This is a genomic window from Sulfitobacter alexandrii, assembly GCF_001886735.1.
In the GTDB taxonomy this organism is placed as follows: domain Bacteria; phylum Pseudomonadota; class Alphaproteobacteria; order Rhodobacterales; family Rhodobacteraceae; genus Sulfitobacter; species Sulfitobacter alexandrii.
Window position 1 is genome coordinate 2555930 of sequence record NZ_CP018076.1, and the last position, 26945, is coordinate 2582874.

The following is a 26945-nucleotide window of genomic DNA, read 5'->3' on the forward strand; positions in this document are numbered from 1 at the left end:
GCAACACCACTTGACCGCGGCAACGCAATCGCAAACTGTGCGGCCATGTTTCCGATCCGCGATCATAACCCCTCGGGGCGTGTACCCTATGTCACCTACGCGCTGATGGCGCTGAACATCGCGATCTTTCTAAGCTACGTGCCGATCCTCTCCGATCCGAGACAGATCAACCTGTTCTTCGCCTCCTACGCATTGATCCCGGCAGAGGTGTCGCAGGGCGGCGGACTGCACGGTCTGTTCACCTCCATGTTCCTGCACGCGGGCTGGATGCATCTGGCGGGCAACATGCTGTTCCTGTGGATCTACGGCGACAACGTCGAGGACGAGATGGGGCACCTTCCCTATCTTGGCTTCTATCTGGCCTGCGGCATCGCGGCCGGGCTGGGGCAGGTCCTGTTCGAACCGTCCTCGTTCGTTCCGATGGTGGGGGCATCGGGGGCGATCGCGGGCGTGATGGGCGGCTACCTGCTGCTGTTCCCGAAGGCCAAGATCGACATCCTCATCATCTTCGTCGTCTTCTTCCGCGTGTTCCCGATCCCCGCCTGGATCATCCTGATGCTGTGGTTCGCGATGCAGTTCATCGGCGGCATGGGCGCCACACCCGAGAGCGGCGGCGTCGCCTACTGGGCCCATGCGGGCGGCTTCATCGCGGGGCTGGCGTTCACGTTGCCGCTGTGGCTGCGGCGTGGCGGGGTCCGGTTCTGGTCGCGGACGGACGGCCACCCGCCACATCCGGCGGCGACCTATCCGGTGGTGCGCAGCCGCATCCCCAAGGTCAGGCGGCGATGAGCGGCGCGGCGATGGACATCAAGGCCTCCTGCCACTGCGGCGCGGTGGAAGTGACAGCGCATCTGCCGGACGGGCTCGAAGGGGCGACGCGCTGCACCTGCTCGTTCTGCAAGCGCAGGCAGGGCGCGGCCGTGACGGCGACGACCGCCTCGGTCAGGGTCACGAAAGGCGCGGAGAATCTCACGCGGTACACCTGGGGCACCCATACCGCGCAGCATCACTTCTGCAAGACCTGCGGGATATACGTCTATCACCAGCGCCCGTCGGACCCGACGCAGAGCGGAATCAACATCGGCTGCATCGAGGGCGTCCGGACATGGGAACATGAGCCGTTCGAATGGGTCGACGGGGTGAACCACCCGTCCGACCGCAAAACTGCAGGCGGGGAAGACTAGCCCCGGATCACCTTGGTGAAGCTGTTGAAGATCGCTTCGTTGGCGCAGATGATTTCGCCATCGTCCAGGATGTCGCCTTCGGGATTCATGGCTTCGACAAGGCCGCCCGCTTCCTTGACGATGATCATGCCCGCGGCGAGATCCCAGGCGTTCAGCCGACGTTCCCAGAAGCCGTCGTAGCGGCCCGCGGCAACGTAGGCGAGATCAAGCGCCGCCGCGCCCCAGCGGCGCACACCCGCGCAGACCGGCATCAGGCGGCCGAGATCCTTGAGCGTGGCGGGCAGGTCCGACCGGCCGCCGAAGGGCAGACCGGTGGCGAAGATGCTTTCGATCATGCGGCTGCGTCCCGAAACCCGCAGGCGGCTTTCGTTCATCCATGCGCCCGCGCCCTTCTCGGCAAAGAACATCTCGTCCTTGGCGGGGTCGAACACGACACCGGCAACGATCTGGCCCTTGTGCTCGAGGGCGATCGAGATGGCCCAGTGCGGCAACCCGTGCAGAAAGTTGGTCGTGCCGTCCAGCGGATCGACGATCCAGCGGCGGGTGGGGTCCTGCCCCTGCTCCTCGCCGCCCTCTTCGGCCAGCCAGCCGTAGGTGGGACGCGCGCCCATCAGTTCTTCCTTGAGGGTCTTTTCCGCATTCAGATCGGCCCGGCTGACGAAATCTCCCGCGCCCTTGACCGAGACCTGGAGGTTCTCAACTTCCCGGAAGTCCTTGATCAGCCCGCGCCCCGCCTTGCGTGCCGCCTTGATCATGATGTTGAGATTCGCACTGCCAACCATGTTGCGCCCCTTAGATGGATCAGGCGCTGCGTATAGGCGTCACGCCTTCAAAAGCCAAGGGCAAGATGGCACGCTGGTGCTGACGCGCGATCACCCTTGCCTTTGAGGGCGAATGCCACAGGGTAAGGGCTGCTTGGAACAAGGAAGAAACCGATGACTTCACAAATGCAGCAGATCGTCCTCGCCAGCCGGCCCGACGGTGCGCCCGCCCACGACAACTTTCGCCTCGAAAAGCAGGACATGCCGACGCCCGGCGATGGGCAGATCCTCGTCGCGGTGGAATACATGTCGCTCGATCCCTACATGCGGGGCCGCATGGATGATGCGAAATCCTATGCCGATCCGGTCCCGCTGGGCGGCAGGATGGAAGCGGGCGGCGTGGGCCGTGTGATCGCGTCGAACGCCGACGGATTTGCCGAAGGCGACTACGCGTTCGGCATGTTCGGCTGGGCCAGCCACGCCGTGGCCGATGCCAAGATGTGCCGCAAGCTCGATCCCGATCAGGCGCCGATCACCACCGCGCTGGGGGTTCTGGGGATGCCCGGCTTCACCGGGTGGTACGGGCTCAACGAGATCGGAAAGCCCAAGGAGGGCGAGACCCTTCTGGTCGCGGCGGCCACCGGTCCGGTCGGGTCCATGGTGGGCCAGCTGGCCAAGGCGAAGGGACTGCGCGCGGTCGGTGTTGCCGGCGGCCCCGACAAATGCACCCTGGCGACTGAAACCTTCGGTTTCGACGCCTGTGTCGACCACCGTGCCCATGACGACGTGTCAGGCCTGCGCGACGCGCTCAAGGAAGCCGCGCCCGACGGCGTCGATGTCTACTTCGAGAACGTGGGCGGACCGGTGCTCGAGGCCACCCTGCCCCAGATGAACCGGTTCGGCCGCATCCCGCTGTGCGGCATGGTTGCGTGGTACAACGCGGGCGGCCTGGGCGACGGTGCCAGCAGCGACACGCTGACGGGGCCGAAACTGTGGCGCACGCTTCTGGTAAAGCACCTGACCGTGACCGGCTTCATCATCGCCAACCACTGGGACCGTTACGGCCAGTTCCTCAAGGAAGTGGGCCCGATGGTCGCCGATGGGACGGTAAAATACGAGGAGGACATCACCGAGGGGCTGGAAAACGCGCCGCAGGCCTTCATGGACATGCTGACCGGCGGCAATACCGGCAAGACCATCGTGAAGGTGGGCTGACCAGGGCGAAGGTGGGCCATGCGCCCACCTTCGTTTTTTCGGCGCGGTTGCCGCCTCAGGCGGACTGCAGCTTGCGCGCCTCTTCGCCCGCGAGGCTCAGCAGCTTTTTCATGTAGGGTTTGTCCAGATCGTCGGACCGCACGGCGGCATAGAGCCTGCGGGTGATCCCGTCCTTCGTCAGGGGGCGGGTGACATAGTCTGAGCTGTATTTCACCTCCCTCACGACCCAGTCAGGCAGCACGGCCACCCCGCGGTTGGACGCGACCAGCAGGAGGATGACAGCCGTCAGTTCCACCTGCCGGATCGCGACCGGTTCCACCTTGGCCGGGATCAGAAGCTGGCTGAACACATCGAGACGGGATCGTTCGACCGGGTAGGTGATGAGTGTCTCGCGCCGGAAATCCGCCGCATCGACATGGGTTTTCGCGGCGAGGGGATGGGTGCTGGCCGCGACGAAGACAGCCTTGTAGTCGAACAGTTCCACAAATTCGACGCCGGGCAGGTCCTCGGGGTCGGAGGACACAACCAGATCCACTTCCTCGCGCAGCAGGGCCGGCAGCGCGTCGAACGCCAGACCGGGACGAATGTCCACGTCGACGTCCATGAAGCTGCGGCGGAACTGTTCCAGAACGGGGAAAAGCCACTCGAAACAGGCGTGGCATTCGATGGCGATGTGCATCCGTCCCGTGCTGCCCGCGCGGAGGCCCGAAAATTCGTCCTGCAATGCCTGAACCTGCGGCAGCACCTGCTGGGCCAGCTTCAGCAGGCGCTGGCCCGCCGGCGAAAGTTTCAGCGGCTTCGAGCGGCGCACGAACAGCTCCACGCCCGCCTGTTCCTCCAGCCCCTTCACCTGGTGAGACAGGGCCGACTGGGTGATGTTCATCGCCTCGGCGGCACGGGCCAGACCGCCCGCCTCGTGGATCGCCTGAATGGTCCGAAGGTGACGGAATTCGATGTGCATGTGAGAGGGAACTCATGTTGAAGATGAAAGTTATGAATTTGTCTCACATCGCAATTCATGAGACAAGGCGATAACCCGTTTTCCAAAGGATACCCTCATGGCCACGCCCAATGTCTCTTTCGAAGTCTTCCCGCCCCGGACCGTCGACGCGGCATTCAAGCTGTGGGACAGCGCGCAGGCACTCGCCCCGCTGGCCCCGCGGTTCTTTTCCGTGACCTACGGCGCGGGCGGCACGACCCGTGACCTGACCCACGACGCGGCCCACGTGCTGCGCCGGACCTCGGGCCTGCCGGTCGCGGCGCACCTGACCTGCGTGGGCGCAAGCCGTGCCGAAACCCTCGAGGTCGCCGAGAGCTTTGCCAAGATCGGCGTGACCGACATCGTCGCGCTGCGCGGCGATCCGCAGGGTGAAGATACACGCTTCACCCCCCACCCCGAAGGTTTCAGGGACAGCTGCGAGCTGATCTCGGCACTGGCCGAAACCGGCAAGTTCACGATCCGTGTCGGGGCCTACCCCGATCCGCACCCCGAATCGGCGAGCCCCGAGGCGAACATCGAATGGCTCAAGCGCAAGTTCGACGCCGGCGCGGACGAGGCGATCACCCAGTTCTTCTTCGAAGCGGAGACTTTCCTGCGGTTCCGCGACGCCTGCGTGAAGGCGGGGATCGAGAAGCCGATCACACCCGGGATCCTGCCCATCGTGAACTGGAAGTCGGCCCGCAACTTCGCGAACAAGTGCGGCACGCCCGTTCCGGCGTGGGTCGATGACGCCTTCACCAAAGCGGACCGCGACGACCGCAGCGCGTTGCTGGCGACGTCGCTGTGCACCGAACTGTGCAGCGAACTGGTCGACGAGGGTGTCGAGAACCTGCATTTCTACACCCTGAACCGCGCCGAACTGACCCGCGACGTCTGCCGCGCACTGGGTGTGACGCCGCAGGTCACGCTCGAAGACGTCGCGTAACGTTTGCACAAGATGTCGATGGCCTAATACCCTCTCCGGCAGACCCCTGCCGGAGATTTCCCATGCCGAAGCTCGCCAAATCCCCCGAAGACCTGCTCAGCCAGCAGGAGGCCCTGAAGCTGTCGGGGCTGGAATTCATGCAGGGTATCCTGGATGGCACTGTTTCCGGTCCTCCGATCGGCGGCACCATGGGGTACACGTTGCATGCGGTCGAAGACGGTCGGGTGGTGTTTCGCGGCGCGCCCGAGTTCAACGTGACCAACCCGATGGGCACCGTGCACGGCGGCTGGTACGGCACCTTGCTGGACAGCGCCATGGCCTGCGCGGTGATGACCAAGGTGCCCAGAGGCTCGGTCTACACGACCCTCGAATACAAGGTGAACATCCTGCGCAGCATACCTCTGGGCATGCAGATCGACTGCATCGGCACCAGCGATCACGTGGGCCGCTCCACCGGTGTCGCGCACGGCGAGATCAGGGGCGTCGAGGACGGCAAACTCTATGCGACCGGTTCGACCACCTGCATCGTGATGAAGATCGCCTGATCCGCAGGCACGGCCCGTCAGGACGTGAGGTCGACATGGGGGCCCGCGTGGCTGCCCAGCCTCTTTCCCTGCGCCTGCGCGCGCGCTGGCAGGCTCTCGTGCAGCCGCTCCGACGGGTCCAGCCCGATCCGTCGCCGCCTGCGGGATACCAACAGCTTGCCGAGCCCGCGAAACGTGCCGAGCGAGGGCGCCCCTTCATCCACCGGGAACCGACGCTGCCACCCGCCGGGCAAAGGCAGGCCCCGCGCTTCCAGCTTTTCCAGCATCCAGACCAGCGGGATGTTGGCGAGCGGGCGGGCCGCCTCGAATCCGCCCAAGTGCCCTCCCACGTCGCCGTGCGTGCCCGGAAACCAGACCTGTTCCACCCGATCCACATCCCGGGCGCCCGTGGACCACAGGACCGGCGCATAGGCGACACGGGTCTCGTCGTGGGCAAGGGCGTGATAACCGTGCAGCACATCGGGGCCGAGCTCATGGCTGTGAAACCCGTGGGTCCGTTCGGACAGGCGCCACAGCAGCGGCGCGTTGAACCCCAGCGATTTCACGGTGTCCCACACGGCGATGGTGTCGATCTGCACCCCCCGGTGGCAATGGGCGGCGCTGAAATCGCGCGCTGCGGTCGTGCCGGGATCGGAGCGGTAGTGGTGGTAGGCACGCTCCACCGTTGCGCGGGTGGCATGATCGGCCCGCAGCAATCCCACCTGGTGCATCACCCCCGCGAGCGAGCGCACGGCGTAGGCGCCGCGCGAGTATCCCAGCAGGAAGATCCGGTCGCCCGGCCGGTACCGGGCCGCGAGCCAGCCGTAGGCGCGCTGGATCTGCCGGTTGATGCCCCGCCCCGTGATCACGGCCCAGATCGACCGCCAGTTGTCCCATTGCAGGCCGGGCTCGTAGTAGAGCGACAACAGATAGGCGTTCTCGCTCAGCAGCTTGTAGGCACGCGCGGCGTTGGTTCTGTGTTCGGGCTGCAGGGACGACAGAGTGCCATCCAGCACGATGACATGGGTGGCGCCCCCCGGCGCGACCCGGCCAGCCTCATTCCGCGGCGAGCTTGGCACCGTTCAGCATCTCCCACACCCGGTGTGGCGTGAAGGGCATGTCCGCCTGCCGTACGCCCTGTTCCCACAGCGCGTCCTGCACGGCGTTCGCAACGGCGGCCAGCGCGCCCACTGTGCCCGCTTCGCCGCAGCCCTTCATGCCCATGATGTTGGCGGTGGACGGCACCGGTTCCGACATGAACGAGATGTTGGGCAGGTCGGCCGCCCGCGGCAGGGCGTAGTCCATGAAGGACGCGGTAAGCAGCTGGCCGTCCTCGTCGTAGACGACCCGTTCCTGGATCGCCTGCCCGATGCCCTGCGCCACCCCGCCATGCACCTGGCCCTCGGCCAGCATCGGGTTGATGAGATTGCCGAAATCGTCGACCACCGTGTAGCGGTCGGTGGTCACGATGCCGGTTTCCGGGTCGATCACGACTTCGGCCACATGCGCCCCGTTGGGGAAGCTGCGGGCCTCCAGCGTGGCGCGCTCGTGATGGACAAGCAGGTCGTCGCGCCCCTTCTCGCGGGCCATCTCCGCGACCTCCAGCATGGTCGGCGTCAGGTTCGACCCGTCGGCGCGGAAGCGCTCGTCGTCGAAGCCGATCTCGCCGGCGGGCACGCCCATCTCCTCGGACAGGAAGGCGATGAAAGCCTCGGTCATGGCCTTGACCGTTGCCAGCGTGGCATTGTTCTGCGTGGTGACCGACCGCGACCCGCCGGTGCCGCCGCCCTGGGCGATCAGGTCGCTGTCGCCCTGGACCACGTCGATCAGATGCGCCGGGATGCCGGTCTGGTCCGACAGGAACTGGGCATAGACCGTTTCGTGCCCCTGCCCGTTCGACTGCGTACCCACGAGGATCGTCACGCGACCGTTCTCCTCGAAGACAACCTTGGCCCCTTCCGACGGATCACCGAGGATGCTCTCGATGTAATAGCACAGGCCCTGCCCGCGCAGCAGGCCGCGCGCCGCATCCTCCGCCCGGCGCGCTTCGAACCCGTCGCGGTCCGCTTCCCGTGCGGCCCGGTTCAGAAGCCGGCCGAAATCACCCACGTCGTATGTCTCGCCGGTGGCGGACTTGTAGGGGAATTGTTCCGGCTTGATGAAGTTGATGCGCCGCAATTCCCAGGGGTCGACGCCCAGTTCCCGCGCGGCGCGGTCCATAAGCCGTTCCAGCACGTAGATCGCTTCGGGCCGCCCGGCACCGCGATAGGCATCGACCGGCACGGTATTGGTGTAATACCCTTCCGCCTGAAGCCAGGTCGTCTGCACGTCGTAGACGCCCATCAGGACGCGGCTGAAAAGGGTGGTCTGGATGTGCTGCGCGAACTGCGAATTGTAGGCCCCGAGGTTGCAGCGCGTGCGGACACGGTAGGCGGTGATCCGGTTGTCCGCATCGAAGGCGAACTCCGCGAGGCTGGTCAGATCGCGCCCGCCGTTGTCGCTGAGCATCGCCTCCGTGCGGTCGGACATCCAGCGCACCGGACGGCCCAGCGCCCGCGCGGCCTGCGCCACGCAGAAATACTCGTTGTAGGTCATGGACTTCATGCCAAAGCCGCCGCCCGTGTCGGGATTGGTGACACGCACCTCGTCGTCCCCCAGCCCGAAGGCGGTCTTGAGAAACCCCTTGTGAACCCAGACCCCCTGGGCATTGTTGGCCACGTGCAGCCGCCCGTCGGACCATTCCGCATAGCAGCCGCGCGGTTCCATCGAATTGACGATGATCCGGTTGTCCTCGACGTCCAGCGCCACGGTCCGCGCCGCCGCGTCGAAGGCTTCGCGCGTGGCCGCCTCGTCGCCCATGCCCCAGTCGAAGGCCCGGTTGTCCGGCGCCTCTTCGTGCAAGGTCTCACCGCCGGGCTGCAGATCGATCTTGGCCGGCAGGTCGTCGATGTCGAGCATGATCAGCTCCGCCGCGTCACGTGCCTGCGCCAGGCTGTCGGCGATCACCGCCACCACGGGTTCGCCGACATAGCGCACCTTGTCCCGGGCCAGCATGGGGCGCACGGGCGCCGCCCCCTTGCTGCCATCCCGGTTCTCAACCACCGCGCCGGACATGGCGATGTTCATGCCGGCCGCCTCCAGATCGGCACAGGTCAGCACAAGATGGACCCCATCGGCAGCGGCAGCTTCCGAGACGTCCAATTCGCGGATCACACCGTGACCCACGGAGGACCGGAGGAAAAAGGCATGCAACGCGCCTTTCGGCGCGATGTCGTCCACGTACCGCCCCTCGCCCATGAGAAAACGCAGATCCTCGGTGCGCTTGACCGGTTGGCTTTTTCCGAATTTGTCCACGATCGGCCCCCTCTGGCGTATCTGTCGCTGACAGAGATATAGATCACGCTCCGCTTGTCCAGCCCACCCCTTGCCCGCATCCGGTCAACCGACAGCACCGGTTGCAGCGTCGGATTTGAGTATTTGGGGCATAAAGAAGCGGAATTAGGAAAATCTTTACCCGGGCCGTGCCATCCTGCAGGCGCGGTACAGGCGGGAGCGCCGATGACCGTGCATGAAGAAGAAGCGTCCCGAACGGTGCATTCGACGGATCCACCTGCATCGGGGCGCTTCGCATGCTTCTTTATGCCTCAAATACTCCGTTCCGACACTTCCACCTTGCACAGGATGATCAACGGGGCGCTGCGGGATGGCGGGCGGGGCGACCTGCGCCTCGGCGCAGGAGCGACGTACCGCCACCCTTTCCCTTCACCGCAACCTCGGCTAGATCAGCATCCGAACGACGACAGGATGGATCATCATGGCCCTCGACAAGACATTCAACGCACAGGACGCCGAAAAGCGGCTCTACGACGCTTGGGAACAGGCCGGCGCCTTCAAGGCCGGGGCCAATGCCCGCGAGGGCGCGGAAACCTTTTCGATCATGATCCCGCCGCCCAACGTCACCGGCGTGCTGCACATGGGCCATGCCTTCAACAACACGCTGCAGGACATCCTGATCCGCTGGCACCGCATGCGCGGGCACGACACGCTCTGGCAGCCCGGCCAGGATCACGCGGGCATCGCGACGCAGATGGTCGTCGAACGCGAACTGGCCAAGGCACAGCAGCCCGGCCGGCGCGAGATGGGACGCGAGGCATTCCTCGACAAGGTGTGGGAATGGAAATCCCAGTCGGGCGGCACCATCATCGAACAGCTCAAGCGGCTCGGCGCTTCCTGCGACTGGTCGCGCAACGCCTTCACCATGTCCGGCGCGCCGAACGCCCCGGCCGGTGAGGAGGGCAACTTTCACGATGCCGTCATCAAGGTCTTCGTCGACATGTACGACAAGGGCCTGATCTATCGCGGCAAGCGGCTGGTCAACTGGGATCCGCATTTCGAAACGGCAATCTCCGACCTCGAAGTCGAGAACACCGAGGTCGACGGCCACATGTGGCACTTCAAGTACCCGCTGGCGGGCGGGGCGACCTACACCTACGTCGAGAAGGACGAGGACGGCAACGTCCTGTTCGAGGAGGAGCGCGACTACATCTCCATCGCCACCACCCGGCCCGAGACCATGCTGGGCGACGGCGCGGTCGCGGTTCACCCATCGGACGAACGTTACGCGCCAATCGTCGGGAAACTCTGCGAAATCCCGGTCGGACCCAAGGAGCACCGCCGCCTGATCCCGATCATCACCGACGACTACCCGGACCCCACCTTCGGTTCCGGCGCGGTGAAGATCACCGGCGCGCATGACTTCAACGACTACGAGGTCGCCAGGCGGGGCGGCATCCCGATGTACCGCCTGATGGACACGACGGGCGCGATGCGGGCCGACGGCGCCCCCTACGCCGAGACGGCCGAGATCGCGCTCGCCGTCGCCCGCGGCGACCGGACGCTTTCGGAAGCCGAAGCCGACGCGATCAACCTCGTCCCCGACGACCTGCGCGGTCTCGACCGGTTCGAGGCGCGCGAACGCGTCGTCGACCAGATCACCGCCGAGGGCTTGGCCGTCATGACCCAGGCCCATGACCCGCGCCTGGGACGCGCCGCGCAAAAGCCGCTGGCGCCCGAGGAAGGCGGCGAGGCGCGCGAAGACACGATGGTCCCTCTCGTCGAGGCCAAGAAGATCATGCAGCCCTTCGGCGACCGGTCGAAGGTCGTGATCGAGCCGATGCTGACCGACCAGTGGTTCGTCGACACCGCCAAGATCGTGGGCCCCGCGCTCGACGCCGTCCGCAACGGCGAGGTCGAGATCCTGCCCGAGCAGGACAAGAAGGTCTATTTCCACTGGCTGGAAAACATCGAGCCGTGGTGCATCTCGCGCCAGCTGTGGTGGGGGCACCAGATTCCGGTCTGGTTCGACGAGGACGGCAACGAGTACTGCGCCGCCACGGAGGCGGAAGCCCAGGCCAAGGCCCCCGGCAAGACGCTGACGCGCGACCCCGACGTCCTCGACACCTGGTTCTCCTCCGGCCTCTGGCCCATCGGGACGCTGGGCTGGCCCGAGCAGACCGAGGAACTGGAGAAATACTTTCCCACCTCGGTCCTCATCACTGGCTTCGACATCATCTTCTTCTGGGTCGCCCGGATGATGATGATGCAGTACGCCGTCGTGGGTCAGAAACCCTTCGATACCGTCTATGTCCACGCGCTGGTGCGCGACGAGAAGGGCAAGAAGATGTCGAAGTCGCTGGGCAATGTCCTCGACCCGATCGAACTGATCGACGAGTACGGCGCGGATGCCGTGCGCTTCACGCTCACCTCCATGGCCGCCATGGGGCGCGACCTGAAGCTGTCGACCGCGCGCATCGACGGCTATCGCAAGTTCGGCAACAAGATCTGGAACGCCACCGCCTTTGCCGAGCGCAACGGCGTGCTGGAGGTTCCCCACGGCGACACGCCCCCTGAAACCACGCTGACGGTGAACAAGTGGATCAAGGGCGAGATCGCCAAAACGCGCGAGGCCGTCGACGCGGCGCTGGCGCAGTATCGTTTCAACGATGCGGCGAACACGCTCTATGCCTTCGTTTGGGGCACCTTCTGCGACTGGTACCTCGAATTCACCAAACCGATCTTCGACGGCGACGACGCAACCGCCATCGCGGAGACGCGGGCGACCTACGGCTGGGCACTGGACCAGTGCCTGATCCTGCTGCACCCCATCATGCCCTTCATCACAGAGGAACTCTGGGGCCAGAAGGACCGTCCCGGCATGCTGGTCCACGCCGACTGGCCGACCTATACCGCCGCCGACATGGTGGACGAACAGGCCGACGCCGAACTGAACTGGGTGATCGCGCTGATCCAGAACATCCGCTCTGCGCGGGTGTCCATGGGGGTGCCCGGCAGCCTCAAGGTGCCGATGGTCTATACGGATATCGACGCGGCCGGGATGCTGGCATGGGAACGCAACGCCGACCTGATCGCCCGGCGCGCCGGTGTGGAATCGCTTCAGAAGGTGGACGCTTTCCCCAAGGGCACGGCTTCGATCCCGTCCCGCGCCGCGACGCTGGGTCTGCCGCTGGAGGGGATCATCGACATCGACGCCGAGAAGGCGCGGCTCGAGAAATCGCTGGAGAAGCTGGGCAAGGAGATCGGCGGGCTGAAAGGCCGGCTGAACAATCCCAAGTTCGCCGCCTCCGCGCCGGAGGAGGTCGTGGCCGAGACGCAGGCCAACCTCCACGCGCGTCAGGAGGAAGCCGACCAGCTTCAGGCGGCGCTGGACCGACTGGCCGAAATGGCGTGAGCCCGGCGTCGCGCCGGGGCGCCACGTCTTCCAGCCTCGGCGCCGCTCGCGGTGCCGGGCACCTCTGGTCCCGGCCGGGCTGGCGAGGTCAGTCGAATACCGCCGGACGCTTGCCCATTTCCGCCGCGACGACTTCCATCTGGTGGGGCTTGCCCATCAGGTCGGCCTGGACACGGGATTCCGCCTCGAGCACCGTCGCCGCGTCCGAGTCTTCCGCCAGGGCGATCAGGCGCTTGGCGGCGCGGATGGCCGACGGGCTCTTGCCCGCGATGAGGGTCGCAAGTTCCGTGGCGGCCGCCAGCGGATCGTCGGCCAGTTCCGTCACAAGGCCCCAGCGCTCTGCCTGTGCGGCGTTCACCGGTGCTGCCGTGTAGGTCAGCCGGCGCAGAACGTCGCCGCGCACCAGTTTAGGCAGCAGGACCATACCGCCCATGTCGGGCACGATGCCCCACTTCATCTCCATCACCGCGAGCCGGGAGTCGGGCGCGGCGATCCGGATGTCGGCGCCAAGCGCCAATTGCAGCCCCGCGCCGAAGCACACGCCGTCGATCGCGGCGATCACGGGGATGTCCATGCGGGACCACACCATCGCGACCTCCTGCCACTGGTTCGTCGTGCCCTCACCGTGGGTCCGCGGCGTCAGGAGTTCCACCGGATCCTTGCCGATCATCCCCGACAGGCCGGAGATGTCGATGCCGGCGCAGAACGCCTTGCCCTCGCCCGACAGCACCACGCAGCGCGCGTCCGACGCGGCGACCTCGGTTCCGGCGGCGATGATCGCGTCGATCATCTCCTGGTCCACGGCGTTCATCTTGTCCGCGCGGGTCAGGCGGACAAAGGCGATATGATTTTCATAGGTGACCGAAACGCGGCTCATGACATCCTCCAGCTGGTTTCGGCCAGTAGACCGCATGTGCCGCCCCGGCGCCAGCGCAACGCTGCGGCAGCCCCTTGCCCGTCGCGGTCTGCGGGCCTATCAAACCGCATGACCCGATATCGCCTTACACCGCTCGCCCAATCCCTGCCCGCCTCCGTCCCCTTCGTGGGGCCGGAAACACAGGAGCGTGCCCGCAACGCCCCGTTCGCCGCCCGGCTGGGCGCGAACGAGAACGTCTTCGGGCCATCGCCCCGGGCCATTGCCGCAATGGCGGAAACCGAGCACTGGAAATACGGTGACGCCCAGAGCCACGACCTGCGCGAGGCGCTGGCCCGGACGCTGGGCACCACCATGGACCACATCATCGTGGGCGAGGGTATCGACGGGCTGCTCGGCTATCTCGTGCGGCTGTTCGTCGGCGAGGGCGACGCGGTGGTTACGTCCGACGGGGCCTATCCCACCTTCAACTACCATGTGGCGGGATACGGCGGCGTGCTGCACAAGGTGCCTTTCGTGGACGACCATGAAGATCCGGCGAGCCTTTTCGCCAAGGCGGCGGAGGTGGATGCCAAGCTGGTCTACCTGTCGAACCCGGACAACCCGATGGGAAGCTGGCACAAGGGCGCCGATATCGCCAGGGCGATGGACGCCCTGCCGGAAGGGACGCTGCTTGTTCTCGACGAAGCCTACGTGGAGACCGCGCCGGAGGGCACGGCCCTGCCCCTGCCCTTCGACGATCCAAGGGTGATCCGGATGCGGACCTTCTCCAAGGTATACGGTCTGGCGGGCGCGCGGGTCGGCTATGCGCTCGGGCATCCGGAACTCATCACCGCCTTCGACAAGGTGCGCAATCATTTCGGCATGAACCGCGCCGCGCAGGCGGGGGCGCTGGCCGCGGTCAAGGACAGGGAGTGGCTGACCCATGTCCAGTCAGAGGTGGCCCTTGCGCGGGACCGGATCGCGGCCATCGCGCGCGACTGCGGGCTGACCTCCCTGCCCTCGGCGGCAAACTTCGTGGCCATCGATTGCGGCCGCGACGGGGCCTTCGCCAAGGCCGTGCTGGACGGGCTGGTGGAACGGGGCATCTTCGTGCGGATGCCCTTCGCGGCGCCGCAGAACCGCTGTATCCGCGTCAGCTGCGGCACCGAGGCCGACCTCGACGCCTTTGCGGCCGCCCTGCCGGCGGCCCTGTCGGCGGCAGAAAGGGGCTGACTTGGGAAGGACGCGGGCTATACTGCTTTGCGATCAAGGTGCGAGAGACCGATGCGCGATTCCCATGACCGCCCCGCCGCCCCGAATTACACACAGGCCTGCATCGTGATGTTCGGCGTCAACCTCGCGTGGGTCCTGATGGCGATCTGGGCGATCTGGGGGCTGATCGCGGCAGCCGCGCTGGGATGGGCGGTGAACAAGGTGATAGACCGGATCGCCCTGACGCGGCAGTGATCCGGCGGCCCTTGCGTCGCGGTCGGCCTACCCTCCCGCGATGACCTCTGCCGCGGCGTCCAGCGCGCCCGCGCCGTGATCGATTCGCAGGGCGCGCATGCCCGCTTCGATCCCGCCCAGCAGGCCCATGACCATGTGGCCGTTGACATAGCCCATGTGCCCCAGCCGAAAGAAACCGTCGCGCGCCGGGTCGCCCGGTTCAGCCATGCCAAGCCCGATGCCCAGCGTCAGCGCCAGTTCGCTTTCCAGCCAGCTGCGCAGCTCGGTTGCCTGCGGCGTCTGCAGGCGCAGGGCCGTGACAGCGCAGCTGCGGTGCGCCGGATCGGATACGTTCATGCCGAAGCTGCCCGCCGTCGACCATGCCTCGCAGGCGGCCCAGACCGCGCGGGCCAGCACATGGTGCCGGGCCCAGACCTGTTCCATCCCTTCGCCGTGAATCAGGTCGAGCGCGGCGCGCAGACCGTAGAGATGATGAGTGGGGGCCGTGCCGCCGTGATATTGGAAGAATTCGTCCGGTGCGGCGCGCGGTGCCCAGTCCCAGAACCAGCTGACCCGGTCCAGCCGCGCCCGTGCCGCCGCGGCCCGGTCGTTGAAGAACACGAAGGCCATGCCCGGCGGCATCATGAGGCCCTTCTGCGAACCGGTGACCGTCACGTCGGCGCCCCAGGCGTCCATCTCGAACCTGTCGCACCCCAGCGAGGCGATGCAGTCGGCCAGCAGGAGCGCGGGATGGCCCAGATCGTCGAGCACCCCGCGCAGCGCCGCGATATCGTTGCGGATCGAGGTGGAGGTGTCCACGTGAACCGCCAGCACGGCCTTGATCCGGTGGCCGTCATCCGCCTTGAGCACCTCGGCGATACGATCCATGTCCATGGGGCTCTGCTTGCCGAAGTCGATGATGTCGGTTTCCAGCCCCAGGCTGCGCGCCACCATCCCCCAACCCAGACCGAAGCGGCCCGTGGCGGGCACCAGTACCCTGTCGCCGGGCCGCGTCACGTTCACCAGCGCCGCCTCCCACGCGGCGTGACCGTTGCCGATGTACATGGCCACGTTGTGATCGGTGCGCGCGACACGCTTCAGGTCCGCGACAATCCCCGGCATCATGTCGGGCAGTTCACCCGCGTAGATGTTGGGCGCGGCCCGGTGCATCGCGCCCAGCACCGCGTCCGGCGTGACCGAGGGACCGGGAATCGCGAGGTAGGGACGCCCCTGCGCCAGTTTGGGTTTCTGTTTCATCGGAATGCCTTGTCGCCCTGGAATGGTCGCGCAGACACTACGCCCGGATGATCCGGCGTCAATATCCCACCTGCCTTGCCCTGCCGGGGACGGTTGCGTAGACAGGTGGGCAGACCGCCCCAGAGGAGCGTCCACGTCAACATGAACGATCAGACCTACACCTCCGGAGAGTTGCTGCGCTGGCTCTGGCGGGATTACCTCAGGAAGCACGTGAAGCTGATGATCGTCGCCGTGATCTTCATGGCGATCGAGGGCAGCACGCTGGGTGCGCTTGCACGGCTGATGGAGCCCATGTTCGATCAGGTCTTCGTCGCGGGCGACCGCAGTGCGCTGAAATGGGTCGGCCTCGTGCTGGTGGGCATCTTTGCCCTGCGCGCGGTCGCCGGGGTGATCCAGAAAGTCCTGCTGACCCGGATCGCGCAGCGCACGGCCGCGGACATGCGGATCGAGCTTCTGGACAAGCTGATGGTGCAGGACGGCGCTTTTCATCAGGCCCATCCCCCCGGCTTCCTGATCCAGAGGGTACAGTCCGACGTGAACGCGGTCGGTGACGTCTGGCGGGCGGTGATCACCGGCGCGGGGCGCGATGCCATCGGGCTGATCGTCCTGCTGGGGGTCGCCATTTCCATCGACCCGGTCTGGGCCTTCCTGGCCTGCATCGGCGTTCCGCTGATGGTGTTGCCCGCCGCCGCGGCGCAGCGGTTCGTCCGCCGCCGCGCCCGCGAGGCCCGCGATCTGGGGGCCCACTTGTCGACCCGTCTCGACGAGGTGTTCCACGGGATCGTGCAGATCAAGCTGAACGCGCTGGAGCAGTACCAGTCGCGCCAGTATCGCGACCTGACGCGCAAGTTCGTCACCACGGAGGTGCGCGCCGCGTTCGGCAATTCCGCGATACCGGGGATGATCGACATCATGTCCGGCATCGGCTTCATGGCCGTCATCCTCTATGGCGGCAGCCAGATCATCTCGGGGGACAAGACGATCGGGCAATTCATGACCTTCTTCACGGCCATGGGCTTTACCTTCAGCCCGCTGCGGCGGCTGGGCGGCGTGAGCGGCTTGTGGCAGACGGCTGCCGCGGCGCTGGAAAGACTGAAGGAACTGCTGGACGCGCCGCGGACGCAAACCGATCCGGAGACGCCCCGCGCATTGCCCCTGCCCAGCACGGCCATCGCCCTGAAGGACGTGACCCTGTCCTTTGGCGACACCAAGGTGCTGGACGGGTTGAACCTGACGGCGAACGCGGGCGAGACCACGGCGCTCGTGGGGGCGTCGGGGGCGGGCAAATCCACCATCTTCAACGTCTTGACCCGCCTCATCGATCCGCAGGAGGGCGAAGTGACGATCGGGGGCGTGCCGGTGACCGACCTGACGCTGGCCGACCTGCGCGGCCTGTTCTCGGTCGTGACGCAGGAGGCGCTGCTTTTCGACGAGACGGTGCGCGAGAATATCCTGCTGGGCCGGACCGACGTCAGCGATGAACGCCTGCGCGAGGTCCTGCAGGCGGCACATGTGGCGGACTTCCTGCCCAAGCTGGAAAACGGGCTGGACACCCGCGTCGGCCCGAGGGGATCGGCGCTCTCGGGTGGGCAGCGGCAACGTGTGGTGATCGCCCGCGCCCTGCTGCGCGACACGCCGATCCTGCTGCTGGACGAGGCGACCAGCGCCCTCGACGCGCAATCGGAACAAGTGGTGCAGGATGCCCTGGACCGGCTGTCCGCCGGGCGCACCACGCTGGTGATCGCGCACCGGCTGGCCACGATCCGCAGCGCCGACCGGATCGTTGTGATGGACCGCGGGCGGGTGACGGACGAAGGGACGCACGAAGAGTTGCTGGCCGGAGGCGGGATCTACGCGAACCTCTACCGCCTGCAATTCGAGGACGGCAAGACGGTTTCGGACGCGCGCGGGATGCGCGCGCTGCGGGCACGGGAACGCGGGCTGGCACCGACACAGCCGAACCTGCTGCAACGCATCGGGCAGCGGCTGTTCGGCTGACCGGTCGCGCTCTACCGTCGGTAGCCGCGCGCCAGAACCTCGGGATCCGCGCCGGACATGTACCGCAACAAGGTCAGCAGGTTGGCGGCGCCGCGGCGCAGCCAGCCTTGCCGGCGATACTTCGCCGCGCTGGTCACGGCGGTGGCGTCGAGAGGCATGAGCTTTCCGCGCAGGGCGCGGACGATGGCCACGTCCTCCATCAGCGGGATGTCGGGATAGCCGCCTGCCCGCTCGTACAACTCCCGAGAGACCAGCAGCCCCTGATCTCCGTAGGGCAGGCCGAGGTGGCTTCGCAGGTTGGCCCAGGCCGAGACCAGCCGCGGCCGCAGCCCGCCGCCGTCGAACTTCAGGCGGCACCAGCCCGCCCGGTCATGCGCGCGCAGGTGATCGCGGACCGCCCCGCTCCAGCCGGGCTGAAGCCGGGTGTCGGCGTGCAGGATCAGCAGCCAGTCCCCCGTGCCGCCGCACAGCCGCGCCGCAGCTGCCCCCCGCGCGAAGGCGCGCCGTGAAGGACCTCGGCCCCCCATGCCTGACCCAGTGCCCCCGTGGCATCGGAAGACCCGCCATCGCTGAGGATCAGCTCGCGGATCAGACCGGCCTCCAGCCCTTCCATCAAGGTGGCAAGGCATTCCGGCAGGGCCTCCGCCGCGTCGAGAGTTGGAATGATGACCGAGACCGGCGCGCGCATTGCGACCCCTTTAGAACTGGCGACGGAGCCTATATGTCATGGCTACCGCAGAAAGGACACCACCATGACGCACCGCCGCATCCTGCGCCTGTCAGGCGAAGACACCCGCGAATTCCTGCAGGGGCTCATCACCAACGACATCGGCAAGCTGGCGCAGGGACCGGTCTACGCGGCCCTGCTGACCCCGCAGGGCAAATACCTCGCAGATTTCTTCGTCATCGACGGGAAGGACGGGAGTGTCCTGCTGGATGTCGCGGACAGCCTGGCCGACATGCTGGTGCAGCGTCTGACGATGTACAAGCTGCGCGCCGACGTCCGGATCGAAGACAGCGGCCTGCACCTGCACCGCGGGACCGGCACGCCGCCCGAGGATGGCTTTGCTGATCCGCGCACCCCCGACATGGGCTGGCGGGCCTATCGTAACGACCCGCAGGCCGGTGACGATGGCACCGACTGGGACGCGTTGCGGGTGACCCATCTCATCCCCGAGACGGGCATCGAACTCACGCCGGATACCTTCATTCTCGAAGCGGGGCTCGACAGGCTGAACGGCGTGGATTTCCGCAAGGGCTGCTATGTCGGGCAGGAAGTGACCGCGCGGATGCGGCACAAGACGACGCTCCGCAAGGGGCTGGCCCGCGTCGAGGTGTCGGGGGAGGCGCCGGTCGGCACCGAACTGCTGGCGGGCGAGAAACCGGCGGGAACGCTGCTGACCCAGGCGGGTGGCAGGGGCATCGCCTATCTCAGGTACGACCGCGCCAGCGAACCGATGACGGCGGGAACGGCGCAGGTGACATGGCAGGGGCCTGGCGGCGATTCCCACGATTGACCGCCATCGCCGTCACGGAACCGCCGTCAGCCTTGCATCCGCAGCATAACGTCGCGTCAAATGCGCGCACCATCAGGCGCGCTCGACGTATTCCATCGTCTCGGTATTGACCACGATGTCCTCGTCCTGACCGACGAACGGGGGCACGGAAACCTTCACGCCATTGTCCAGAATCGCGGGCTTGAAGGAGTTGGCGGCGGTCTGTCCCTTCACCACCGGCTCCGTCTCCACGACCTTGCAGACCACCTTCTGCGGCAGCGAGGCATTGAGCGCCTCGGCCTCGTGGTACTCGACCACGATCATCATGCCGTCCTGCAGGAACGGCCGGCGTTCGCCCAGAAGCTCGGAGGAAAGCTGCACCTGCTCGTAGGTATCCGTATCCATCACGACCAGCATCCCGTTGTCTTCATAGAGAAATTGCTGATCTTTCTGCTCGAGACGCACGCGCTCCACCTTGTCGGCGGAACGGAAGCGCTCGTTCAGCTTGGAGCCGTTGCGGAGGTTGCGCAGTTCAACCTGGGCAAAGGCCCCGCCCTTGCCGGGCTTCACGTGGTCGACCTTGACCGCCGCCCAGAGGCCGCCGTTATGCTCCAGCACGTTGCCGGGGCGGATCTCGTTTCCATTGATTTTTGGCATTTCGCAAAACCGTCATAGAGGTTGATGTGTATTCCACGCACCCTATATCTGCGGTATCGGCTCCCTGCAAGGCGACCGCATGCTATGCTGCGCCCGCGAAAGTCATGCAGCCACTGCATGGGAGACATGCGAAATATCGGTATCCGAATCGTGGGATATCCGTCATAAGAGGCCGCACGCCAAAATGACAAGAGCAAGAATAACGGAAAGGACGACGAGATGAGAGATTTCGTTGATGGCACCGCTTTCAATAACGAGCAAGGAAATCGGGCCCGCAAACTTTTCGCTGCCGTGGTACTGGCAGCGCTGGATGACGCGATTGCGGATGACAAGAAATACGGCAACGGACCGGAACAGATCGCCCGCTGGGCGCGGTCGCGCGATGGCCGTGAAGTGCTGAGCTGTGCCGGCATCGACCCGAACGAACGTGTCGTGACCGGACTGATGGAATTCGTCGGCAAGGGTGTTCGGACCTCCGTCGCCCTGAGCCGTGAAGAATCCGAGCGGCGCAACGCCGCTCAACAGGCCGAAGCGGCCTGACCCCAAAATCGCCATTCCGCTCGGATCAAACGCAGCCTGCGGGCTGCGTTTTTTTCGTTGAAGCGGGCCGGGTTCGTGCCACAGCCTCTTCCCCGGCCGCGCAATTTACGCCAGTTTGCGCCAGCGCATCGAAGGGGACGGCATGACCAAGGCGATCATGATCCAGGGAACGGGATCGAACGTGGGAAAATCCATGATCGTCGCCGGGCTGATCCGCGCCTGCGTGCAGCGGGGCCTGCGTGTGCGCCCGTTCAAACCGCAGAACATGTCGAACAATGCCGCCGTGACGGAAGACGGCGGCGAGATCGGCCGCGCCCAGGCCTTGCAGGCCCGTGCCGCGGGCGTGCCCCCTCACACCGACATGAACCCGATCCTGCTCAAACCGCAGTCCGCCACGGGGGCGCAGATCGTCGTACAGGGTCAGGTCGCCGGCATGCAGGAGGCCGCGGATTTCGGCCGGAACAAGAGAACCCTTTTGCCCCGTGTGCTGGAGTCCTTTCACCGGCTGGGCCGCGAGGCCGATCTGATCGTCGTCGAAGGCGCCGGCAGCCCGGCGGAAACCAACCTGCGGGCGGGTGACATCGCCAACATGGGCTTTGCCACCGCCGCCGGGGTTCCCGTGATCCTGATGGGCGACATCGACCGCGGCGGCGTGATCGCGCAGATCGTGGGCACGCAGGCCGTCCTTTCCGACGAGGACAAGGCGCAGGTCCGCGGGTTCGCGGTCAACAAGTTCCGGGGCGACCGCAGCCTGTTCGATAATGGCCGCGACGACATCGCCCGGCGGACCGGATGGCCAAGCCTCGGGGTGATCCCATGGTTCGAACAGGCACACCGCCTGCCCGCCGAAGACGTGATGGACCTCCCATCGCGGCTGCGGTCCGGTGGGGCGGGCTGCGTGATCGCCGTGCCGCGTCTGCCGCGCATCGCCAATTTCGACGATCTGGACCCGCTCGCGGCGGAACCGGGCGTGGACCTGCGCATGATCCTGCCGGGCACTCCCCTGCCCGCCGACGCGGACCTGGTGCTGCTGGTCGGGTCGAAAGCCACCATCGCCGACCTTGCCGCGCTGCGGGCCGAGGGATGGGACATCGACCTCGCGGCGCATGTCCGGCGGGGCGGTCACGTGCTGGGCCTGTGCGGCGGCTACCAGATGCTGGGACAGACCATCGCCGACCCCCACGGCATCGAGGGGCCACCGTCCGAGGTGGCAGGGCTGGGCCATCTTCGGATCGATACGGTGATGGCGCCGAAGAAGCACCTGTCACTCAAGACCGGCACCCATCCTGCAAGTGGCACCAGCCTGTCCGGGTATGAAATCCATATCGGGGAGACCACAGGCCCGGACTGCGCCCGAGGCTGGCTGACCTTCGACGGCGCGTCCGAAGGCGCGATGAGCGCGGACGGTCGCGTTCAGGGCTGCTACATGCACGGAATATTCACCTCCGACTCCTTCCGGCGCGCCTACCTGTCGGAGTTCGGAGTCGACTCCTCTCTCGTCTTCGACGCGGGAGTCGAAACCACGCTGGACGCGCTTGCAGCCCACGTCGAACGCTACATGGACGTCGACCTGCTGCTGTCCCTCGCCGAAGAGGTCTGAAGAAGCGGCTATTCCAGTTCTTGTGCCGTCAGGGCGCGGTGGATCTCCCGGCGCACCAGCTTGCGGACGTTGCGGGTGATCCGCTCGCCAAGGGCGCCCTGCAGTTCCGCGCGGACGATCTCGCTCACGAGGTCGCGCAATGCTTCTTCGTCCAGCAGTTGATCCTCATCGGAAAATGCAAAGCGGTCTTCCTCGGTCTTGCTCTCCGTTTCCGGCGCGCGGGCGGCCTCCGGCTCCTCCCGTTCGCGAAAGAAGCTGGCTGCGTCCGCTTCCCTGCGGTGGTTCCGGGGAAGATTGTGCAGACGCGCCGTAGTGGCGGCGCTTTCGGAATCGTCCTCCCACGCCATCGCGGGCGCATCCGTGCCGGAGTAATCATCCTCGACGGCGCCGTCCGGCTCCCAGTTCTCGGGGATGTTGCCAATGGCGGTTTCCAGCGCCGCGATCTTGGCGCTCAACGTGGCAGCCTGGCCGTCATGGCCCGCCGCCGGACCGTCCTCCACCCCCGCGTGGCGCGTGGTGTCCGGATCAGACTGCGGCGCGGTCTGCTCCGCCCCGCCCGCCGGTTCAGGATCGAAAAGCTCGGTATCGCGGTGAAACGTCACACCGCCTTCGCCATCTTCGTCGGTATCATCGGCAAAGTTGTAGGGGTCCGATTCATAGTCGAGGGCGGGATCCTCCAGCGCGTCGGCGGTCGGCTCATCACCCCCCGGGCCATCGCCTGATGCGAGTCCTCTTCCTGCATATCTTCGTCGCCGTATGCCGCCTCGAACGCGGCATCCTCCTCGGACCAGTCCTGCACCGTTGCTTCGGGCGTTTCCTGTGCCGGTTCGGAAGGCTCGGTGTCGGCAACGCGCAAGGCGGGGGTCAGGACCAGACGGTCTGACATGACGGGTTTTGCCTTGGGCTGCATCGGGCGTTTGTCTTCGGATACCAGACGGCGGATCGAAGACAGAACATCCTCAACCTCGGCATTCGTGACGGGGTCGGACATAGATTTTACCACTCTTACCTCCCGCACAGGTTAGCGCGGATCGCAGATTCTCACAATAGAGCGCCGAAAATTGTCAGTCTTTTTGCAAGGCGCGCAGGACGCGGTCCAACTGCCGGCCCTGACGGGTCTCCTTGGCCGGCGCATCCTTGACGAGGTTGTAGTATCCCGCCGGGTCATAGATCTGGACCGGCAACGCAAGGTCCGCAGCGGTCAGGCGTCCCGTTGCGGAGAGCACGGAATAGGCGGCGACATACAGGCTCGCCCGGGCCGACACCTGTGTCGACTGCGCATCGAGCAGCGCCTGCTCCGCATCCAATACGTCTAGCGTCGTCCGCGCGCCCAGCGTCGCTTCCTCACGCACGCCACGGAAGGCGATGCGCGCGGCGCGGATCTGGCGATCCGACGCCTCGAGCTGCGCACGCGCAGAGGCGAAGCTGGCGTAGGCGTTGCCGACGGCCTGTTCGATGTCATAGCGGACCACGTGCAGGTTCGCCCGCTGGGCGTCACGCTGCGCCATGCTCCTGCGCACGTCGGACGACAGCTTGCCGCCCTGATAAATGGTCTGGTTGACGCCAAGACCGATGGAGGCGCTGTTGTTGAAATTCTGGTTGCCGAATTCCTCGGACACGCCGACGGATCCGTTCAGCGTGATGCGGGGGGACATCGCCGCCTCGTTGGACCGGATCAGCAGGTCGGCCGCGGCCACCTGATGCTGGGCCGAGCGCAACAGGGGATGCTGGCGCAGTGCCAGCGCCTTGGCCGCCTCGATATCGCCGCCCAGCGCGGGCAGTGCCGGCGGCCCGCTGAGGCGGCCGGGGTCACGCCCGACGGCGGTGCGGTATTCTTCCCGCGCGCGCAGCAAGGTGCCCTGTGCGGCGGCCAGGCCGCTGCGGGCATTTGCAAGCTGCGCCTCGGCCAGCGCCACGTCGGTTCGGGTCACTTCCCCGACTTCAAAGCGGTCGCGCGCCGCGCGCAGTTCCTGCGTCAGCAGCCGCGTGTTGTTCTCGCGCAGGGCCACGAATTCCGATGCCTCGATGACACCCATATAGGCGCTCACCGCGCGCAACAGGATCTGCTGTTCGACATTGAGAAGCGTGTCGCGCGTGGCCAGGACGGTTTCCTTGGCGGCCTCGATCCGATAGGAGGAAGCGCCGAAATCATAGACCAGCACCTCGGCGATCAGGCTGATAGACGCCGTCAGCGAATTGGAACTGCCCGAGGTGGCAAAGGGATTCTGGCTCGGCGCTTCACGGAAGCCCTGGGTCAGATCGGTGGTCCAGCGCAGAACCGGCTTCAGCGTCGAAACCGCGGCGGCCACGTCCTCGTCCGCGGCCCGCAGAAGCGCGCGCTGCTGCTCCAGCAGACCGGAATGGTTGTATGCCCCCACCAGCGCGTCCGCCAGCGTTTCGGCCTCCGCCGGTCGCCCCGTGATCGTCAACGCCGCCACGAGGCAGGCCGCCCCCGCCGCGCGCCGGAATTTCTGGAATGGAGTCACCTGCATCGTTTCCGCCTTCTGTCCATATGCCGGCCCGGCGGCGACGCCGAACCCTTCCGCGTCAAAATTCGAAGGCCACTTCGCGCTCGAAGCCGGGCAAGACCGGTGCCGCCGCATTGAACGCCATGCGCCAGCTCAAGTCGGTTCCGTACTTGCGGCCCAGGCGCACCTCTCCCAGTTGTCCGATCATGAACAGCGCGCAGATACGCCCGCCCTCCTTCAACTGGTCGATCAACACCTGCGGGATTTGCTGCACCCCGCCCTGCAGGATGATCGCGTCGTAGGGGCCATGCTGTCCCGCCCCTTCGGCAAGCGGCCCGACATGCACGATCGCATTGTCCGCCCCGGCAGCGATCAGCGCTTCTTGCGCTTCGTGTGCCATCGTCTCGTCTTCTTCGACCGTCACAACCGCTTCGGCCATGTGGGCGATCACGGCGGTGGAATAGCCCATGGCCCCGCCCACATCGAGCACGAGTTCGCCGTCGGTGACGGCAAGCGCGTCCAGCATCTTGGCCAGCGTGCGCGGATCCAGCAGCACACGCCCTTGCCCGAGATCTAGGTTCTCGCCCAGGTAGGCTGCCTCGCGTTGCGCGGAGGGCACGAAATCCTCTCTCGGCACTGTCAGCATCGCCTCGATGATCGGAAACTTGGTCACGTCCGACGGACGGACCTGCGTATCGACCATCATGGTCCGGCGCGTGGCGAAATCGATCATCAGCTAAACTCGTCTGTTCGGAATCTCTCGTACTCCGGTTTGCCACATCACCGGGGGCGCGGCAACGGCCCCACCCCCCTTTTCGGCCCTCGATGGGACTTGCAGGCGAAGATGTGATCGGATAGCAGTGCAACACCACGGCGGCGAGTTGGCGGAGTGGTGACGCAGCGGATTGCAAATCCGTGTACACCGGTTCGATTCCGGTACTCGCCTCCATTTATTTTCAATCATTTGCGTCTCACCCGTTCTTGCGCCTGTTGCGCCGTTTACAGGGGCGTTTACAGTTTTGTTCACGCTGCACCCCCTTTTGCATGCGCTAGCTTGACCAGGACAGCGTCGGTTTCGTCGGGCGATACGCGGGCGTAATGCTCGATCACGTTCGCCGCATAGCGGACAGACCAGCCCATGTGATTGGCGATCTCGGCAAGCGACAGGCCCGCATTCAGCAGACGGGTTGCGGCCGTGCCTCGGCAGTCCTGCAACCGCAGATCTTCTGACAATCCGGCCTTGCGCCGATAGCGCGTTACGGCGTTGGAAGCCGAACGAGCGGTCAATGCCTGACCTTTACCGCCAACCAGAATTAGCAGACGGTCGTCTGGTGTAGTGTCGATCACATTGGCCAGTTCTGGCGTAATCGGAATATGCGCTAGACGTTTCCGCTTGTCAGTTCGAACTCGGAGTCGTCTGCCCAATGGGGTCTTCTCAACCTGGGGCTTGGCAAGTTTCACCAAGTCAGCGGGACGCAGCCCAGTTTCACAGTCTGCGCAGAGAATGCGGCGGACCCACTCCGGTGCGACCGCGTTGAAGGCTTCCCGGTCGGCCGGGGTCCAGACGATTTCCGAGCGGTCCACCTCATAGATCCGGTGGAGCTTGTGGCAATGATGTTCGGACAACTTGCCCTCATCCACCGCCCAATTGAGAATGCGAACCGCGTGGGTGCCCGCCATATCGTGCTGCTTGGGTGAGTGCTTCCAGAGCGCCCGCCAAGCGTTCACCTCACCCCGTGCGCCGGGTTCCTCGAAGATGACGGCTGGCGCATCCTTGAAATGGTCCGCGAATCGCAGGCCCCATTTCCGAATGTCGGCGCGGGACCGTTCACCCTTGGGCATGGCGGTGCTGGAAAGGAAGTCATCCACCATTTGGGGCGTCGTGTAGTCGGCCGGTTTCGGACGCGCAGCGGCTTCCGCAAATGCCTGATAGAACGCGGGGTCGCTCGGCTTGCGGTGGTCATCTTCCCAGAATTTGGGACCGCCACGCCATGCATAGAAGTGGAAGCGGCTCTTGCCATTCGCCAGCTTCCGCCGGACGCGGTGCACACCTTTGGGCAGATCAGCTTGCGGCACGGCTTGCCCTCCACTTTTCGAGCGGGGTCATGTCCGGCTTGGCAGCATCGCCGCCCGTCCCGGCCGTGATCAGGAACCGCTTGCCGTCGGTGGTTTCCACGACGATGGAAACCTGATCATAGCCCGCAGCCTTCGCGGCCTCGAAAGCGGGAGTCAGGTCGGATTTGCGGATTGCGGCGGGGCGGCGCTCCATC

The 26945-nt window shown here is 65.9% G+C and carries 25 protein-coding genes, 1 tRNA gene and 1 pseudogene; 13 read left to right on the top strand and 14 right to left on the bottom strand.

Features of this window, described 5'->3' with window-relative positions; translation table 11 throughout:
* Positions 1-45: 45 nt before the first annotated feature.
* A complete protein-coding gene (locus BOO69_RS12550) occupies positions 46-789 on the top strand; it encodes a rhomboid family intramembrane serine protease (protein WP_071972470.1) in 744 nt (247 codons plus the stop codon).
* Entirely contained in the window at positions 786-1184 is a 399-nt protein-coding gene (locus BOO69_RS12555) for a GFA family protein (RefSeq protein WP_156874922.1), read from the top strand. The genes BOO69_RS12550 and BOO69_RS12555 overlap by 4 nt, the downstream gene beginning before the upstream one ends.
* Here the strand turns inward: BOO69_RS12555 and BOO69_RS12560 are convergent.
* The gene (locus tag BOO69_RS12560; RefSeq protein WP_071972471.1) at positions 1181-1966 is read right to left on the bottom strand and encodes an inositol monophosphatase family protein; all 786 of its coding nucleotides are present in this window, start codon (positions 1964-1966) and stop codon (positions 1181-1183) included. The two genes, BOO69_RS12555 and BOO69_RS12560, sit on opposite strands and share 4 nt — an antisense overlap.
* A gap of 153 nt (positions 1967-2119) precedes the next feature.
* On the opposite strand from BOO69_RS12560, the gene BOO69_RS12565 reads away from it, so the two are divergent.
* A complete protein-coding gene (locus BOO69_RS12565; protein ID WP_071972472.1) occupies positions 2120-3160 on the top strand; it encodes an NADP-dependent oxidoreductase in 1041 nt (346 codons plus the stop codon).
* 55 nt (positions 3161-3215) lie between these two features.
* On the opposite strand, the gene BOO69_RS12570 is transcribed toward BOO69_RS12565, so the two are convergent.
* Complete coding sequence (locus tag BOO69_RS12570; RefSeq protein ID WP_071972473.1) at positions 3216-4121, bottom strand: LysR family transcriptional regulator; 906 nt, start codon at positions 4119-4121, stop codon at positions 3216-3218.
* 97 nt (positions 4122-4218) lie between these two features.
* Here BOO69_RS12570 and metF point away from each other — a divergent pair, with 97 nt between their 5' ends.
* Positions 4219-5085, top strand: coding sequence for a methylenetetrahydrofolate reductase [NAD(P)H] (gene metF / locus BOO69_RS12575; RefSeq protein WP_071972474.1), 867 nt, complete (start codon positions 4219-4221; stop codon positions 5083-5085).
* 62 nt (positions 5086-5147) lie between these two features.
* Entirely contained in the window at positions 5148-5630 is a 483-nt protein-coding gene (locus BOO69_RS12580) for a PaaI family thioesterase (RefSeq protein WP_071972475.1), read from the top strand.
* Positions 5631-5647: 17 nt separating this feature from the next.
* On the opposite strand, the gene BOO69_RS12585 is transcribed toward BOO69_RS12580, so the two are convergent.
* Together BOO69_RS12585 and BOO69_RS12590 are read right to left on the bottom strand one after the other, a co-directional pair.
* Entirely contained in the window at positions 5648-6625 is a 978-nt protein-coding gene (locus tag BOO69_RS12585) for a DUF2235 domain-containing protein (RefSeq protein WP_237267453.1), read from the bottom strand.
* A gap of 40 nt (positions 6626-6665) precedes the next feature.
* Entirely contained in the window at positions 6666-8963 is a 2298-nt protein-coding gene (locus BOO69_RS12590; protein WP_071972476.1) for a xanthine dehydrogenase family protein molybdopterin-binding subunit, read from the bottom strand.
* 460 nt (positions 8964-9423) lie between these two features.
* Here BOO69_RS12590 and BOO69_RS12595 point away from each other — a divergent pair, with 460 nt between their 5' ends.
* Complete coding sequence (locus tag BOO69_RS12595) at positions 9424-12357, top strand: valine--tRNA ligase (RefSeq protein WP_071972477.1); 2934 nt, start codon at positions 9424-9426, stop codon at positions 12355-12357.
* 88 nt (positions 12358-12445) lie between these two features.
* Here BOO69_RS12595 and BOO69_RS12600 read toward each other — a convergent pair whose 3' ends face one another.
* Positions 12446-13234: a crotonase/enoyl-CoA hydratase family protein gene (locus BOO69_RS12600; RefSeq protein WP_071972478.1), complete on the bottom strand. Its 789-nt coding sequence runs from the start codon at positions 13232-13234 to the stop codon at positions 12446-12448.
* Positions 13235-13342: 108 nt separating this feature from the next.
* Here BOO69_RS12600 and BOO69_RS12605 point away from each other — a divergent pair, with 108 nt between their 5' ends.
* Both BOO69_RS12605 and BOO69_RS12610 read left to right on the top strand, forming a co-directional pair.
* Positions 13343-14446 (top strand): pyridoxal phosphate-dependent aminotransferase, encoded by a 1104-nt coding sequence (locus BOO69_RS12605; RefSeq protein WP_071972479.1) that lies wholly within the window; start codon positions 13343-13345, stop codon positions 14444-14446.
* 51 nt (positions 14447-14497) lie between these two features.
* Positions 14498-14680, top strand: coding sequence for a hypothetical protein (locus BOO69_RS12610; RefSeq protein WP_071972480.1), 183 nt, complete (start codon positions 14498-14500; stop codon positions 14678-14680).
* 27 nt (positions 14681-14707) lie between these two features.
* Here BOO69_RS12610 and BOO69_RS12615 read toward each other — a convergent pair whose 3' ends face one another.
* Positions 14708-15916 (bottom strand): pyridoxal-phosphate-dependent aminotransferase family protein, encoded by a 1209-nt coding sequence (locus BOO69_RS12615; protein WP_071972481.1) that lies wholly within the window; start codon positions 15914-15916, stop codon positions 14708-14710.
* A 141-nt stretch (positions 15917-16057) separates the two neighbouring features.
* Here BOO69_RS12615 and BOO69_RS12620 point away from each other — a divergent pair, with 141 nt between their 5' ends.
* Positions 16058-17914, top strand: a complete 1857-nt coding sequence (locus BOO69_RS12620) for an ABC transporter ATP-binding protein (protein WP_071972482.1) — start codon at positions 16058-16060, stop codon at positions 17912-17914.
* A gap of 11 nt (positions 17915-17925) precedes the next feature.
* Here the strand turns inward: BOO69_RS12620 and BOO69_RS12625 are convergent.
* A pseudogene (locus BOO69_RS12625) lies at positions 17926-18602 on the bottom strand (TIGR04283 family arsenosugar biosynthesis glycosyltransferase).
* Between the two features lie 64 nt (positions 18603-18666).
* Here BOO69_RS12625 and ygfZ point away from each other — a divergent pair.
* Positions 18667-19431, top strand: a complete 765-nt coding sequence (ygfZ, locus tag BOO69_RS12630) for a CAF17-like 4Fe-4S cluster assembly/insertion protein YgfZ (RefSeq protein WP_071972483.1) — start codon at positions 18667-18669, stop codon at positions 19429-19431.
* Positions 19432-19503: 72 nt separating this feature from the next.
* On the opposite strand, the gene efp is transcribed toward ygfZ, so the two are convergent.
* Positions 19504-20067 carry an elongation factor P gene (gene efp, locus BOO69_RS12635; protein ID WP_071972484.1) on the bottom strand — a complete coding sequence of 188 codons (564 nt, stop codon included), beginning with the start codon at positions 20065-20067 and terminating at the stop codon, positions 19504-19506.
* Between the two features lie 219 nt (positions 20068-20286).
* Between efp and BOO69_RS12640 the strand changes: the two genes are divergently transcribed.
* Both BOO69_RS12640 and BOO69_RS12645 read left to right on the top strand, forming a co-directional pair.
* Complete coding sequence (locus BOO69_RS12640) at positions 20287-20607, top strand: DUF6280 family protein (RefSeq protein WP_071972485.1); 321 nt, start codon at positions 20287-20289, stop codon at positions 20605-20607.
* 142 nt (positions 20608-20749) lie between these two features.
* On the top strand, positions 20750-22207 hold the full coding sequence (locus BOO69_RS12645) for a cobyric acid synthase (RefSeq protein ID WP_071972486.1): 1458 nt from the start codon (positions 20750-20752) through the stop codon (positions 22205-22207).
* An 8-nt stretch (positions 22208-22215) separates the two neighbouring features.
* On the opposite strand, the gene BOO69_RS12650 is transcribed toward BOO69_RS12645, so the two are convergent.
* From BOO69_RS12650 to BOO69_RS12665, 4 genes are all read right to left on the bottom strand, one after another.
* Positions 22216-22809 (bottom strand): hypothetical protein, encoded by a 594-nt coding sequence (locus BOO69_RS12650; RefSeq protein ID WP_071972487.1) that lies wholly within the window; start codon positions 22807-22809, stop codon positions 22216-22218.
* Positions 22806-23198 (bottom strand): hypothetical protein, encoded by a 393-nt coding sequence (locus BOO69_RS12655; protein WP_071972488.1) that lies wholly within the window; start codon positions 23196-23198, stop codon positions 22806-22808. Before BOO69_RS12655 ends, BOO69_RS12650 begins: the two co-directional genes overlap by 4 nt.
* 73 nt (positions 23199-23271) lie before the next feature.
* Entirely contained in the window at positions 23272-24699 is a 1428-nt protein-coding gene (locus tag BOO69_RS12660; protein ID WP_071972489.1) for a TolC family outer membrane protein, read from the bottom strand.
* Between the two features lie 55 nt (positions 24700-24754).
* Positions 24755-25408, bottom strand: a complete 654-nt coding sequence (locus BOO69_RS12665; protein ID WP_071972490.1) for a protein-L-isoaspartate O-methyltransferase family protein — start codon at positions 25406-25408, stop codon at positions 24755-24757.
* A gap of 142 nt (positions 25409-25550) precedes the next feature.
* On the opposite strand from BOO69_RS12665, the gene BOO69_RS12670 reads away from it, so the two are divergent.
* Positions 25551-25624, top strand: a tRNA-Cys gene (locus BOO69_RS12670).
* 74 nt (positions 25625-25698) lie between these two features.
* On the opposite strand, the gene BOO69_RS12675 is transcribed toward BOO69_RS12670, so the two are convergent.
* The gene (locus BOO69_RS12675; RefSeq protein WP_237267454.1) at positions 25699-26751 is read right to left on the bottom strand and encodes a tyrosine-type recombinase/integrase; all 1053 of its coding nucleotides are present in this window, start codon (positions 26749-26751) and stop codon (positions 25699-25701) included.
* Positions 26738-26944: a hypothetical protein gene (locus BOO69_RS12680; protein WP_071972491.1), complete on the bottom strand. Its 207-nt coding sequence runs from the start codon at positions 26942-26944 to the stop codon at positions 26738-26740. Before BOO69_RS12680 ends, BOO69_RS12675 begins: the two co-directional genes overlap by 14 nt.
* Position 26945 lies beyond the last annotated feature (1 nt).

Coding starts and splice junctions, on each gene's coding strand:
- BOO69_RS12550 (WP_071972470.1), top strand. CDS start 46: ATGTTTCCGATCCGCGATCATAACCCCTCGGGGCGTGTACCCTATGTC.
- BOO69_RS12555 (WP_156874922.1), top strand. CDS start 786: ATGAGCGGCGCGGCGATGGACATCAAGGCCTCCTGCCACTGCGGCGCG.
- BOO69_RS12560 (WP_071972471.1), bottom strand. CDS start 1,966: ATGGTTGGCAGTGCGAATCTCAACATCATGATCAAGGCGGCACGCAAG.
- BOO69_RS12565 (WP_071972472.1), top strand. CDS start 2,120: ATGACTTCACAAATGCAGCAGATCGTCCTCGCCAGCCGGCCCGACGGT.
- BOO69_RS12570 (WP_071972473.1), bottom strand. CDS start 4,121: ATGCACATCGAATTCCGTCACCTTCGGACCATTCAGGCGATCCACGAG.
- metF (WP_071972474.1), top strand. CDS start 4,219: ATGGCCACGCCCAATGTCTCTTTCGAAGTCTTCCCGCCCCGGACCGTC.
- BOO69_RS12580 (WP_071972475.1), top strand. CDS start 5,148: ATGCCGAAGCTCGCCAAATCCCCCGAAGACCTGCTCAGCCAGCAGGAG.
- BOO69_RS12595 (WP_071972477.1), top strand. CDS start 9,424: ATGGCCCTCGACAAGACATTCAACGCACAGGACGCCGAAAAGCGGCTC.
- BOO69_RS12600 (WP_071972478.1), bottom strand. CDS start 13,234: ATGAGCCGCGTTTCGGTCACCTATGAAAATCATATCGCCTTTGTCCGC.
- BOO69_RS12605 (WP_071972479.1), top strand. CDS start 13,343: ATGACCCGATATCGCCTTACACCGCTCGCCCAATCCCTGCCCGCCTCC.
- BOO69_RS12610 (WP_071972480.1), top strand. CDS start 14,498: ATGCGCGATTCCCATGACCGCCCCGCCGCCCCGAATTACACACAGGCC.
- BOO69_RS12615 (WP_071972481.1), bottom strand. CDS start 15,916: ATGAAACAGAAACCCAAACTGGCGCAGGGGCGTCCCTACCTCGCGATT.
- BOO69_RS12620 (WP_071972482.1), top strand. CDS start 16,058: ATGAACGATCAGACCTACACCTCCGGAGAGTTGCTGCGCTGGCTCTGG.
- ygfZ (WP_071972483.1), top strand. CDS start 18,667: ATGACGCACCGCCGCATCCTGCGCCTGTCAGGCGAAGACACCCGCGAA.
- efp (WP_071972484.1), bottom strand. CDS start 20,067: ATGCCAAAAATCAATGGAAACGAGATCCGCCCCGGCAACGTGCTGGAG.
- BOO69_RS12640 (WP_071972485.1), top strand. CDS start 20,287: ATGAGAGATTTCGTTGATGGCACCGCTTTCAATAACGAGCAAGGAAAT.
- BOO69_RS12645 (WP_071972486.1), top strand. CDS start 20,750: ATGACCAAGGCGATCATGATCCAGGGAACGGGATCGAACGTGGGAAAA.
- BOO69_RS12655 (WP_071972488.1), bottom strand. CDS start 23,198: ATGTCCGACCCCGTCACGAATGCCGAGGTTGAGGATGTTCTGTCTTCG.
- BOO69_RS12660 (WP_071972489.1), bottom strand. CDS start 24,699: ATGCAGGTGACTCCATTCCAGAAATTCCGGCGCGCGGCGGGGGCGGCC.
- BOO69_RS12665 (WP_071972490.1), bottom strand. CDS start 25,408: ATGATCGATTTCGCCACGCGCCGGACCATGATGGTCGATACGCAGGTC.
- BOO69_RS12680 (WP_071972491.1), bottom strand. CDS start 26,944: ATGGAGCGCCGCCCCGCCGCAATCCGCAAATCCGACCTGACTCCCGCT.